General features: G+C 61.5%; 13 protein-coding genes, 1 tRNA gene, 1 pseudogene and 1 riboswitch. Of the genes and pseudogenes, 10 read left to right on the top strand and 5 right to left on the bottom strand.

What is annotated here, in order from left to right; translation table 11 throughout:
* Nucleotides 1-94: 94 nt before the first annotated feature.
* A riboswitch (ZMP/ZTP riboswitch) is annotated at nucleotides 95-214 on the bottom strand.
* A gap of 169 nt (nucleotides 215-383) precedes the next feature.
* The 8 genes from HMPREF9710_RS25355 to ybgF all read left to right on the top strand — a co-directional run bounded on the left by HMPREF9710_RS25355 (nucleotide 384) and on the right by ybgF (nucleotide 6,691).
* Nucleotides 384-1,130, top strand: coding sequence for an SDR family oxidoreductase (locus HMPREF9710_RS25355; RefSeq protein ID WP_005671253.1), 747 nt, complete (start codon nucleotides 384-386; stop codon nucleotides 1,128-1,130).
* A 273-nt stretch (nucleotides 1,131-1,403) separates the two neighbouring features.
* Nucleotides 1,404-1,808, top strand: a complete 405-nt coding sequence (gene ybgC, locus HMPREF9710_RS25350; RefSeq protein ID WP_005671252.1) for a tol-pal system-associated acyl-CoA thioesterase — start codon at nucleotides 1,404-1,406, stop codon at nucleotides 1,806-1,808.
* Between the two features lie 20 nt (nucleotides 1,809-1,828).
* Nucleotides 1,829-2,512, top strand: a complete 684-nt coding sequence (gene tolQ, locus HMPREF9710_RS25345; RefSeq protein WP_005671250.1) for a protein TolQ — start codon at nucleotides 1,829-1,831, stop codon at nucleotides 2,510-2,512.
* Between the two features lie 30 nt (nucleotides 2,513-2,542).
* Nucleotides 2,543-2,974: a biopolymer transporter ExbD gene (locus HMPREF9710_RS25340; protein WP_005671249.1), complete on the top strand. Its 432-nt coding sequence runs from the start codon at nucleotides 2,543-2,545 to the stop codon at nucleotides 2,972-2,974.
* 112 nt (nucleotides 2,975-3,086) lie between these two features.
* Entirely contained in the window at nucleotides 3,087-3,962 is an 876-nt protein-coding gene (gene tolA, locus HMPREF9710_RS25335; RefSeq protein WP_229409935.1) for a cell envelope integrity protein TolA, read from the top strand.
* 31 nt (nucleotides 3,963-3,993) lie between these two features.
* A complete protein-coding gene (tolB, locus tag HMPREF9710_RS25330; RefSeq protein ID WP_005671246.1) occupies nucleotides 3,994-5,265 on the top strand; it encodes a Tol-Pal system beta propeller repeat protein TolB in 1,272 nt (423 codons plus the stop codon).
* Between the two features lie 34 nt (nucleotides 5,266-5,299).
* Entirely contained in the window at nucleotides 5,300-5,824 is a 525-nt protein-coding gene (gene pal / locus HMPREF9710_RS25325; protein ID WP_005671244.1) for a peptidoglycan-associated lipoprotein Pal, read from the top strand.
* A gap of 111 nt (nucleotides 5,825-5,935) precedes the next feature.
* Nucleotides 5,936-6,691: a tol-pal system protein YbgF gene (gene ybgF / locus HMPREF9710_RS25320; protein ID WP_005671243.1), complete on the top strand. Its 756-nt coding sequence runs from the start codon at nucleotides 5,936-5,938 to the stop codon at nucleotides 6,689-6,691.
* A 102-nt stretch (nucleotides 6,692-6,793) separates the two neighbouring features.
* Here the strand turns inward: ybgF and HMPREF9710_RS25315 are convergent, their stop codons facing one another.
* Complete coding sequence (locus tag HMPREF9710_RS25315) at nucleotides 6,794-8,119, bottom strand: ISNCY family transposase (RefSeq protein ID WP_005671140.1); 1,326 nt, start codon at nucleotides 8,117-8,119, stop codon at nucleotides 6,794-6,796.
* A gap of 141 nt (nucleotides 8,120-8,260) precedes the next feature.
* Here HMPREF9710_RS25315 and HMPREF9710_RS25310 point away from each other — a divergent pair.
* Together HMPREF9710_RS25310 and HMPREF9710_RS25305 are read left to right on the top strand one after the other, a co-directional pair.
* Nucleotides 8,261-8,336 (top strand) — tRNA-Lys (locus tag HMPREF9710_RS25310).
* A gap of 96 nt (nucleotides 8,337-8,432) precedes the next feature.
* A complete protein-coding gene (locus HMPREF9710_RS25305; RefSeq protein ID WP_005671242.1) occupies nucleotides 8,433-8,696 on the top strand; it encodes a complex I 30 kDa subunit family protein in 264 nt (87 codons plus the stop codon).
* Between the two features lie 408 nt (nucleotides 8,697-9,104).
* Here the strand turns inward: HMPREF9710_RS25305 and istB are convergent, their stop codons facing one another.
* The 4 genes and pseudogenes from istB to HMPREF9710_RS27455 all read right to left on the bottom strand — a co-directional run.
* Nucleotides 9,105-9,890 (bottom strand): IS21-like element helper ATPase IstB, encoded by a 786-nt coding sequence (gene istB, locus HMPREF9710_RS25295; RefSeq protein WP_005663619.1) that lies wholly within the window; start codon nucleotides 9,888-9,890, stop codon nucleotides 9,105-9,107.
* Entirely contained in the window at nucleotides 9,887-10,966 is a 1,080-nt protein-coding gene (gene istA / locus HMPREF9710_RS25290) for an IS21 family transposase (protein ID WP_005663623.1), read from the bottom strand. Before istA ends, istB begins: the two co-directional genes overlap by 4 nt.
* A 316-nt stretch (nucleotides 10,967-11,282) precedes the next feature.
* Nucleotides 11,283-11,622: pseudogene (locus tag HMPREF9710_RS28730) on the bottom strand (ABC transporter ATP-binding protein); the annotation flags it as partial.
* 137 nt (nucleotides 11,623-11,759) lie between these two features.
* A partial coding sequence (locus HMPREF9710_RS27455; RefSeq protein WP_005671240.1) for a transposase domain-containing protein occupies nucleotides 11,760-11,916 on the bottom strand: 157 nt, incomplete at its 5' end.

The following is an 11,916-nucleotide window of genomic DNA, read 5'->3' as shown; positions in this document are numbered from 1 at the left end:
ATAGTAATCCAGGCAACTGGTGGCATTGACAGGCGGGAGCCGGGGCGGGCCGTAGGCACGGGCGCAGGCAGCCGCGATCGAACGCGTACCGGTTGATGGCTGCCCAGGCGAACGGCGTATGGCGTCTCACGTTCCCCGGTGGGTGCCCACCTTTGCCGCGCCGCGCATCCGAATGGTGCGCGCACGCGGTGTTTCGCCAGTTACGTGAGACGTAAGGACTCCAAATTGTACTGAACTCCCCATCGTAGGGCAAGGAAACCGCTGTGCCGGCCGGGAATGCACGGCGCCCAGCGGACCCGTGGTCGTTTCGGCTACAATTTTACGGTTCGGCAGCGCGCCTTGCCTTTCTCGCCTGTCATCCTGTTGCCATCCAAGGACCCATCATGATCGTCTTCATCACCGGCGCATCGGCCGGCTTCGGCGCCGAAATGGCGCGCACTTTTGTTTCACATGGCCACCGCGTCGTCCTGGCCGCGCGCCGCACCGACCGCATCGCCGACCTGGCGCGCGAACTGGGCGACAGCGCCCTGGCCGTGACGCTGGACGTCACCAGCCGCGCCTCGATCGAGGCCGCCCTGTCCGGCCTGCCGCCGGAATGGAAACAGATCGACGTGCTGGTGAACAATGCCGGCCTGGCGCTGAATACGGCGCCGGCCCACGAAGTGCCGTTGGAAGACTGGGAAACCATGATCGCGACCAACTGCCAGGGCCTGGTGACCATGACCCGCGCCGTGCTGCCGGACATGGTGGCGCGCGGCAGTGGCCTGGTGATCAATATCGGCTCGGTGGCCGGCCACTATCCTTACCCGGGTGGCAATGTATATGGCGCAACTAAAGCCTTCGTCGAGCAGTTCACGCTGAACCTGCGCGCCGACCTGGTCGGCACCGGCGTACGCGCCACCAATATCGCGCCGGGCCTGTGCGGCGGCACCGAATTCTCGAACGTGCGCTTCAAGGGCGACGACGCGGCCGCGGCCAGGGTCTACGAGGGCACGCAACCGCTGACCGCGAAGGACATCGCCGACACCGCTTTCTGGATCGCGACGCTGCCGCCGCACGTCAACGTCAACAGCATCGAGCTGATGCCGACCTGCCAGGGATTCTCGCCATTCAACGTGCGCCGCGGCTGAAAAGGCGCGCGATATCGGTAGGGTCGGCGGCGCCCCCGCCAACCCTACGCATTCACCACCCTGCCCAGCAAGACCAATCACGCACCTATCATTTGTGAGAAAGTGTTACAGTGATTGGTCTTTTAACCACGTTTCAAGTCTACTACTGCTCAAAAGCACGCCCCCGTGCTATCAGAGCGCAAAACTTTTCCGCTTTCAACGTACGTCAGCGTACATATTAAAGTGGAAAGTCGCGTAAAATATTTCCCGTTTTCATTAATTCGGCAACAAAGAATGCCTTCAGTGTATAACTGGCCAGTCAGGGTTTATTACGAGGATACCGACGCCGGAGGCATTGTCTATCATGCCAACTACCTGAAGTTCTTCGAGCGCGGCCGTACCGAGTTCCTGCGCGCGCTCGGCATCGAACAACAAACGCTGATCGACGCCGACCATACGGCCTTCGTCGTCAGGAGCATGACCCTCGATTACCGCTACGCCGCCCGTCTCGACGACGAACTGAGCATTCGCACCAGCGTGACGAAAGTGGGCGGCGCCTCGGTTCAGTTTCTCCAGGAAGCATGGTGCGGCGAGGTGCTGCTCAATTCGGCCAATGTGAAGATCGGCTGCGTTGACGTACGAACCACGCGTCCCCGTTCCCTGCCCGACGACGTGGCTGCTAAAATGCGTGCCGCCTGAAAAATCATATAAGTTAAGCCATGACCGCAACCCACGACCTTTCGTTTGTATCCCTGATCGCCAATGCCCACGTGCTGGTGCAGCTGATCATGGCCTTGCTCTTGCTGCTGTCGATCGTGAGCTGGACTTATATCTTCCGCAAGGTGTTCGCGATCCGCGCCGCGCGCGCCCAGACCGAGCAGTTCGAGCGCAGCTTCTGGGCCGGCGGCAACCTGCACACCCTGCACCAGAGCGCCAGCAGCCAGCGCGACCAGAGCGGCCCTCTGGCCCGCATCTTCGAGGCCGGCATGGGCGAATTCATCAAGGGCAAGCAGGCCTCGCGCGAAGCCCTGGACATGAACTCGGTGCTCGACGGCGCCCGCCGCGCCATGCGCGCTTCGTTCCAGCGCGAACTCGATTCGCTCGACACCCACCTGAACTTCCTGGCGTCGGTCGGTTCGGTCTCGCCGTACATCGGCCTGCTGGGCACCGTGTGGGGCATCATGAACTCGTTCCGCGGCCTGGCCAGCGTCGAGCAAGCCACCCTGGCGGTGGTCGCTCCCGGCATCGCCGAAGCGCTGATCGCGACCGCGATCGGCCTGTTCGCCGCAATCCCTGCCGTGGTCGCGTACAACCGCTTCACCCACGACATCGACCGCCTGGCGAACCGCTTCGAGAGCTTCGTCGAAGAATTCTCGAACATCCTCCAGCGCCAGTCGCGCTGATCCGCCCACGAGAACCGGGAGAGCATCGGGATGGCATTTTCCAGCAGCATGCGCGGCGGACGTCGCCGCAAATTCAAGTCCGAGATCAACGTCGTGCCGTATATCGACGTGATGCTGGTGCTGCTCATCATTTTCATGGCGGTGCCTGCGAATGAGGCGCCTAGTGTTGTCAATTTGCCACGCGCCGAGAAATCCGCGCTGCCGCCGGACACGTATATCCAGATCTCCATCGAGCCGGGCAACAAGCTCTCGATCGGCGTGCACGGAAAAGTAAAAGTCGCCCAGGACGAAGTGGCCGACCGCTCCGCCCTGCTGCAGCGCCTGCAGGCATTGCACGACGAGAATCCGGACTTTCCGGTCCTGATCGCGGGCGACCGCGACAGCAAGTACGACGACGTGATCCAGCTGATTTCGGAAGCCAAGAAGATGGGCATCAACCGGGTCGGCCTGGCCACCCAGTGACGCCGACGCCATGACCGCACCGAAGTCCGCCAACCACGGCACGCCCTACCACGTGCCGCCTGAACCGAAACCGCTGCCATCGTTCCTGCTGGCGGTGGCGGTGCACGCGGCGTTGCTGGCCTTCCTGGCGATCGGCGTGAGCTGGCAGAAGGTCAATCCGGTCTCGGTCGAGGCCGAGGTGTGGGACATGTCGGTGCAGACCGCCGCGGCGCCCGAATTGCCGCCCGAGCCCGCGCCGGAACCAGAACCCGAACCGGAACCCGAGCCCGCGCCGGAACCGCCGCCACCTCCTCCACCGGAGCCGGCGGTGGAGCGTCCTGCGCCGACGCCCGATCCCGAGATCGCGCTGCGCGAAGAAAAGAAACGCAAGGAAGAAGAAGCGAAGAAGGCTGCCGCCGAAGAGAAGAAGCGCAAGGAAGCCGAGGAGCGCAAGCGCGAAGAGGCCGAGCAGAAGAAGCGCGAGGAAGCGGAACAGAAGAAGCGCGACGAAGCCGAGAAGAAGAAACTCGAGGAAGCCGAACGCAAGAAGAAAGAGCTCGCGGAGAAGAAAAAAGCGGACGCTGCCGCTGCCGAGAAGAAGAAAAAGGCCGAGGCTGCCGCCAAAGCGGAAGACGCTCGACTCGACAAGTTGCGCAAGGAAGAACTGCAGCGCATGGCCGGCGCCATGGGCAGCACCGGCACCGCCGCGAAATCGACCGGCCCGCGCAGCGATGGCGGTTATATCGCCGCGATCACGGCGGCGATCAAGAGCGCGACCGCCTATCCGGGCAATACCGACGTGGCCGGCAATCCGCGCGCCACGTTCCGGGTGGAGCAGTTGCCAACCGGCGAAATCATGTCGGTGCGCCTTGTGAAAAGCAGCGGTGTGCCAGAATTTGACAGGGCAGTGGAAAATGGTATCAAGAAAGCATCTCCGCTTCCCAAGAAGAAGGACGGGACCGTGGAGCGTACGCTTGACGTGAATTTCTCGATGAAAGATTACGATTGATTCGGTTCGAACCAGTTTTACTAGAGACACCATGAAAAAACTTCACATTTTGCTGTTCAGCGTTTCCCTCGCAATCGGGACAACAGCCAATGCGCAGATCCAGATCGAAATCGCCGGCGTCGGCAGCAACCAGATTCCGGTGGCCATCGCCGCCTTCGCGGACGAATCCGTCGCGCCGGATAAAGTCTCGGCCGTCATCCGCGCCGACCTCGAGCGCAGCGGCGTGTTCAAGGTCATCGACGCCGGCCAGGTGATCAGCGACGCCGACGCCGGCCAGGTGAACCTGGGCGCCTTCAAGGCCAGCGGCGCCGACGCGCTGGTGGTCGGCAGCGTGGCACGCCAGCCGGACGGCCGCTTCGCGATCCGCTACAAGCTGCTCGACACCGTCAAGGGCGGCGAAATCTCGCAGCTGGGCGGCGAAGTCCAGCCCCGCTACACCCGCCTGCAGGCGCACCGCATCGCCGACGACGTCTATGAAAAGCTGACCGGCGTGCGCGGCATCTTCTCGACCCGCATCGCGTATGTGAAGGAAGACCGCGCAGCCAACCGCTTCGCGCTGGCCGTGGCCGACGCCGACGGCGAGAACGAGATCATCGCCACCCAGGGCAAGGAGCCGATCATCTCGCCGGCCTGGTCGCCGGACGGCATGAAGGTCGCCTACGTTTCGATGGAAAACCGCAAGCCGGTGGTCTATCTGCAAGACCTGATGACCGGTCGCCGCAACGTTGTTTCGAACCAAAAAGGCAACAACTCCGCGCCTTCCTGGTCGCCGGACGGCTCCACCCTGGCCGTCGCCCTGTCGCAGGACGGCAATACGGAAATCTATACCGTCAATTCGAGCGGCAGCGGCCATCGCCGCCTGACCAACAATCCGGCAATCGACACCGAGCCGCAATTCTCGGCCGACGGCCAGACCATTTACTTCACGAGCGACCGCAGCGGCGGTCCTCAGATCTACAAGATGAGCGTCTCGGGCGGCAATGCGACCCGCGTGACCTTCAATGGCAATTACAATATCAGCCCACGCGTCTCGTCGGACGGCAAGACGCTGGCCTGGATTTCGCAGCGCGGCGGCGCTTTCTCCTTATATGCGATGGACCTGGCAAGCGGCCGGGAACTTCGCCTGGCCGATGGGGCCACCGAACCGAGTTTTTCGCCTAACGGCAAGTACATCATGTATGCAACCAAGGGCGGCGGGCGCGTCTCGCTTGCAGTGGTGTCAGTGGATGGACGGGTCAAGCAACGCTTGACGACCAAAGCGGGAAACATTCGGGAGCCCAGCTGGGGTCCTTTCATGAAGTAAGAAGTAAAACCTTAACCAGAACAGGAGAAAATCCATGCGCAACTTCAAGAGTCTCGCTTTCATCGCTTCCGCTGCCGCCCTGCTGGCCGCTTGCTCGTCGCCAACCAAACTGGAAGAAACTCCAGTCGTTGAAAAGTCGCCAGAGCCAGCAGCACCAGTGGCTGACAGCCGTGACATCCGTCCAGTGGAAACCGGCACCGTCGATCCACTGAACGATCCAAAAGGCGTCCTGGCCAACCGTAGCGTCTACTTCGACTACGACAGCTTCGTGGTCCGCGCCGACGGCCAGCCAGTGGTGCAGAACCACTCGGGCTACCTGACCAAGAACACCTCGCGTAAAGTCCTGATCCAGGGCAACACCGACGAACGCGGCGGCACCGAGTACAACCTGGCCCTGGGCCAGAAGCGTGCCGAAGCCGTCCGTCGCTCGATGGCGTCGCTGGGCGTGTCGGAAGGCCAGATGGAAGCCGTCTCGCTGGGCGAAGAGAAGCCAAAAGCAACCGGCAGCAACGAAGAAGCCTGGGCTGAAAACCGCCGCGCTGACATCGTTTATCAGTAATCAATCCGGCTGATCGGGCCGATCAGCGTTGATTGACAGGGGGCGGGACGCAGTGCAGACTGCTACCCGCCCCGTTTTATCTCAGCAACCGGTTTAGAAAGAGCAACGCTTATGATCAAACTGTCTCCGTCCCGCCTCGCCTGCCTCGTCCTGGCCCTGTGGATGCCGCTGCATGCCGCGGCCGGCCCGTTCGATGACGACGAAGCGCGCAAGGCCATCCTGGACCTGCGCACCAAGGTCGACAACATCACGCGCGACCTGACCGCGCGCATCGACGGCAAGTCGGACAAGACGGTCCAGATCGAGATGCTGAACCAGCACGAGCAGTCCATGCGCGAGATCGCCCGCCTGCGCGGCCAGATCGAAGTGCTGCAGAACGAATTGTCGAAGGCCCAGGAAAGCCAGAAGCAGCTGTACGCCGACCTCGACGCGCGCATGAAACGCTTCGAGCCGCGCCAGGAAGTCATCGACGGCCAGACCGCCGAAGTGATGCCGACCGAGAAGACCGCCTACGAGGCCGCCACCGCGCTGTTCCAGTCGGGCGATTACAAGGGGGCCTCGGTCGCGCTGCAGGAATTCGTCAAGCAGTATCCGCAATCGGCGTATGCGTCGAACGCGCAGTACTGGCTGGGCAACACCTATTACGCACTGGGCGACTACAAGAAGGCCATCGCGGCCCAGCAGGTCGTGACCACCACCTACGCCGACAGCGCCAAGGTGCCGGACGCCATGCTGAACATCGCCAGCAGCTACGCCCTGCTGAAGGACAACAAGAACGCGAAGAAGTCGCTGCAGACGCTGGTGTCCAAGTATCCGGACTCGAGCGCGGCGCAGACGGCGCGGGATCGGTTGGCTTCGCTGAAGTAAGCAGCGGGCTTCAAGCGCGGTTTGATCGGGCTCGGCAATGTCAACGCTAAATAGAAATGTCCCCTGTTGCGCAAAGTAGAAATGTCCCTCTTGCCAATTTGATCACGGATTGGTGACAGGGGCCAGATGCGATTTCGTATGGGCGAACTCAGCACGTACAGGGACGGTGCCCGGTTGCGTTTCCATGCGTTTTTTCCAGGGGTGTCCGATAGGCTGTGGCGGTTGGCGTCGGGCGAGTGCCTGCTCGACCTTGCCATTGATGTCCTTGCCGTCGATCGCCTCATGCTGCTTGATTGGCTTGCTGCTGCATGTGTGCTGCAAAACCCGGCCTTGCCAGACGACCTCGGTCGCACTTTCCGGATGGGTGACGATAGTAACGCTGGCGCCACGCAATGCTCGCCCCTGGTCGGCAATTTGGATCTGATACAGCAAGCCATTGAACTGACAGCTCAGGTTGCTCGACAGGCGGCGAGGTGTATGCACCGAGAGGATTCGGCGTAGAGCAGCTTCGGTTCCGCCATACGGCACATGAGCGTCTTCAGGCAGCACGGCCGTGACGGCAAAGCGCCGGTTGAAGGCGCGAATGAACTGCGGTAGCCAGGCATTGGCAGCCTGCTGGCTACTGATGCCCTGTAACCGCATCTCCTTTACCAAGCGGTCCTGCAAGGTCTGATTGGCTCGCTCGACTCGTCCCTTGGCCTGCGGGCTGTTAGCCTGGATGCCCTCGATACCGAGTTGTTCCAATGCGCGTGCAAACTGCGTTTGCCCTTCACCGACGCCACTCTTGTCGCCCGTGCTGATCCGGAAGATGCTATGACGATCGCTGTACAGGGCCGCTGGCAGGCCATGATTTCTGATGTGCTCCTCCAGCAAACTCATGTATCCAAGCGTCGTCTCGGCATCGACGAAACGCAATGCCATCAGCTCGCTCGTGGCATCGTCGATAAACACCAACAGGCTGCAGCGGGGCGCGCGGCCCTCGAACCAGTCGTGCGGCGATCCATCGATCTGGATCAGCTCTCCGCGCCGGGCCCTGCGCTCGCGCATTGCGTGTGTCCGCGCTGTTGCGCCACGACGCGGTTTCCACAGTTGCGCCGCAATCATCGCCTTGCGCACCGTTTCCACTGATAGGCGGATCTCATGCAGTTCGTCGAGCTTCTCGCATGCCAACGTCGGACCGAAATCCGCATAGTGCGCCCTGATCAGGTCCAATGCCTTGGACAGCTTCTCTTGTGGCGTGCGTCGATTCGACGGTTTGCCCCGGCTCTTGCTCAGTAGCCCTGCATTGCCCTCGTCGAGCATACGCCGCTTCAGACGTTTCACCTGGCGCGTGCTGATGCCCAGCCTCCTGGCAGCACTTTCCTGATCCAGCTTACCCTCAACTACCTGTGCCATCACCTGGCTACGCAACACGTCTTTGGCTGTCATCTTGAGCACTGTCCCGTCCCCCTTCAGGGCATCCTAGGGGACATTTCTACTTAGCGGAGAGGGGACATTACTACTTTGCGCTAACAGATCGGGCTCGGCAATTGACAGGTTCATGACCTGGCCCTATAATCTTGCTTCTTCGGGTCGTTAGCTCAGTTGGTAGAGCAGCGGACTTTTAATCCGTTGGTCGCGTGTTCGAGCCACGCACGGCCTACCAAAGATTCAACAAAAACGCCAGCCTTCGGGTTGGCGTTTTTGTTTCCAGCCTGTTTTTCATTCTATTATTCCCCTTTCGCTCAAGGACGATCGCGCCATGGCCATGACTTATGAAGACTTTCTCGATGAAGTAACGACCCTGCTCACCGAGATCTACAACCTGAGCGACGAGGCCGCGATCAAGCTGGTGGTCGACGCGCAGGCCAACGACTACTTCGTCACGCACGACGACAAGGAAGAACTGCGCACGGTCGCCCAGGCGAAGCGTGACGCTGTCGCGCTGTATGAAGCAAAGCAGAACCGCAACCAGACGCAGCGCAAGCAGCAGCAACGTCAAGTGCAGAAGAAAAAAGCCCCCTGAGCACGGCCTGAACCCGAGGAGCATCCATGAGGGTGGACTGCGCCGAACGCATGACAGTCGATGGCATCGCCTATTTGATCCCGACACCTTTGCACTCGCGCCATCGCAGGTTACTGCCTCGCCGCCCCGCTTCAAGCCTTTGGCCCGCTGCTCGAACGGCGATTGCCCTACTGGGAAATCCAGGAATGTGGCCCTGAGCGCACCTTGTTCGCGATGGGCTTCAACCTGCAACGCAGTCTGTCGCGGCTCTTCCCGCAAGCCACGTTTCCGCTCGCCGCGGCCTGGTTCAGCGGCACCATCCGTGGCGGTTTTCGAGGCGAGTGTCAACGGCGATTGAAAACTGATACAGATTTCGTCGTCCCAGCGATTTAAAACTGATACACCGCCGTCGCCGAACACCGTCCGTGTTCAGCCCATTTCTGCAACATCGCTCCCCCTCATCATCCCGGCCTGTCGCTGGTGCTTCAGCCGGTAGCTCTCACCTGCAATCGGCACGATATGCGCATGGTGCAGCAGCCGGTCGAGCAGGGCCGCGGTGAGCGTCGTATCCTGCGCAAAGGTCGTGTCCCATTGTCCGAACGGCAGGTTACTGGTCACGATCAGGCTGCTGCGCTCATACAAGGCCGCGATCACCTGGAAGAACAGGTTGGCCTGTTCCCGGTTCATCGGCAAGTAACCTATCTCGTCGATGATCAAGAGCCGATATGCCTTGATCGCGCGGTGCATCACCGCTTTCAAATTGTTCTGCGTATGCGCCGTCGTCAGTGCCAGCATGAGGTCGGCCGCCGTCGTGAAGCGCGTCTTGATGCCGGCCTGCGTGGCCTTGTAACCCAGTGCCATCGCCAGGTGCGTTTTGCCTACACCGCTCGGCCCGACCAGTACCACGTTCTCATGCCGCTCGACGAATCCCAGGCCGGCCAGCTCCTCGACTTGGCTGCGCTTTACGCCTTTGGCGAAGTCATAGTTAAATTCGTCCAGCGTCTTCACCACGGGGAATCCTGCCAGACGGGTCATCGTGTTTTGCTTGCGCACGTTGCGCCCAGCTGCTTCCTCCCTCAGCAGCCCCTCCAGGAAGTCGCTGTAGGCCATCTCCTGTTTCGCTGCTTTCTGGGTTGCGGCGCCGTAGCCCTGTGCCACGAACGGCAGGTTCAGGCTCTCGCACAACGCCGCGATACGCTCATGCTGCAGGTTCATGCCGCCACCCCTTCCGATACCCGCACCAGCAGCGCGTCATACACCTGCAACGGATGCTGTACCGGAGAAGGTTGCGCGATCCGCTCCACCACTGCTGCCGGCCGCGGCGCCGCAGGTGCTGCAGCAGCCGGCTGCGGCCTGGCTGCCGCGATGTCCGCCCGCCACGGTGCCGGCAGCGCTTGCAGGTGCTCCACTTCCCGCTTCAAGGCTTCGGCTGGCGGTTCTCCGGTCGTGCCGTGGATGCGCGCATTGGCCACTTCGCGCAGCCAGTGGGCCACCTCGACGTTGGCCGTCACGACGTCGAGCTTCTGGCCGCTCTGTGCCAGCCGGCTCGCCAGCGGCACATAGAACGATCGGCGCAGGTAGCCGTTGAACCGCTCGACCTTACCCTTGGTCTTGGCCCGGTACGGCTGGCACAGCTTGATCACGAAGCCGCTATGCCTGGCATAGTCCAGGAAGCCGGCGTGGAAGCGGTGCTCGCCCTCACCGTACGCATCGCGCTCCAGTACCACCGTCTTCATATTGTCGTACAGGACCCGCCGCGTCACGCCGCCGAACGCTGCAAAGGCGCGCTCGTGGCAGGCGATCAGGGTATCCACCTTCATGTTGTTGACGAACTCCACGTAGCTGGCCCGGCTAAAGCCGAGCGTCGCGCAGAACGCGTGCAATGGCGCGCTGCCTTTACGAAATTCGACCCAGTCCACCTGCAGCTGCTCACCCATCGCCGTCTCGAAACGCACCACCGGATCGGCGGGAGGCGCCGGGCGCAAGGTGCGCACGAAGGCCCTCAACTGGCTCATGCCGCCCTCGTAGCCGCGCGCGGCAATCTCGCGGTACAGCACGGTGGCTGGAATCACGTCGGGCTGAGCAGCTTGCTGCCGATCCCTCAGGTACTGCTCGAACTGCGCCAGCTTCGTCTGGCGTTTGACTTTGCGTTCGTACTTCGGCACGGCCTCCAGGGCCAGGTGCCGGCGCACCGTGTTCACTGCACAGCCTACCTCGGCGGCGATCTGCCGAAGGCTTAACCCATGCTTCTTCAGTAGTTGGATTTCCACGTACACCTCTTTGGGTTTCAAGGCCGCTCCGCAAAGCGGCCATCTTCTCAAAATGGTGTATCAGTTTTCAATCGCTGCCTGTATCAGTTTACAACCGCTGCTGACAGCGAGCGTCGACGTACCGGCTACCCACCTCGGGATATCTACTCGAACGAGATCTATGTCGAGATCGTCGCCCGCAGGACCGTGCGCGAATGGATGCTGAACCTGCGCGCGGTGCCGGACTACACCTAGAAGGAGTGGTGCCACCCGATACCAATCGTGTCGCAGGGGACCTGAACGTGACCAGCGCTGACCTGCTTACGCCACTTGGGTTTAGGGCAGTTCCGCCGTAAAAATGCGCCTGCTTACGATGCAAGAACAGTAGCACCGCCTTGCGATGCTCGGTAATAGCACGATACTGCGCTAGCGCTACCCGGTCGCGCGGTCGCTCCAATTCCACCTCGACGATCTCGCCAATGGCGGCCGCAGATCCACTGCTCAGCATAGCGATACGGCTCTAGAGGAGGGCTGCCTCAATAACATCGTGCGTCACCATCACCACGGTCGACCTGGTGACTACTACGGTCTTCAGTAACTTCCCTGCAAGTGCTCGCGAGTCAGCGCATCCAGGGCGCCGGACGGCTCGTCCATCAACCGTCCTTCTGTGCCATCGCCAGCGCACGCGCGATGCCGGGCGATTCCATGCTGTGGCCCGAATCTCATGCCCCCTGCGCTTCTCACTCCATATTCCTCCAGTACCAGCATAGCCCACCGTAGGTTCTATGCTGGCAAAGCTCAGTAAGCGTCCAACCGCTCCACCTTCACAGCGGAATCAAGCCAGCGTAGAGTCCGAAAATGGCAGCAGCGAGTCGATTCGGCTGTTCGGGCAGGTAGGCAGTTTCTCAAGTGTCTCAGCGAGCCAGCGTGCCGGGTCCAGGCCGTTGAGTTTGGCAGTGGCAAACAGGCTCTGGATGACGGCGGCGCGGCGG

It is taken from the genome of Massilia timonae CCUG 45783, assembly GCF_000315425.1.
Classification (GTDB): domain Bacteria; phylum Pseudomonadota; class Gammaproteobacteria; order Burkholderiales; family Burkholderiaceae_D; genus Telluria; species Telluria timonae.
The sequence above is the reverse complement of the archived record's forward strand: the minus strand, read 5'-3'. Positions and strand labels throughout refer to the sequence as shown.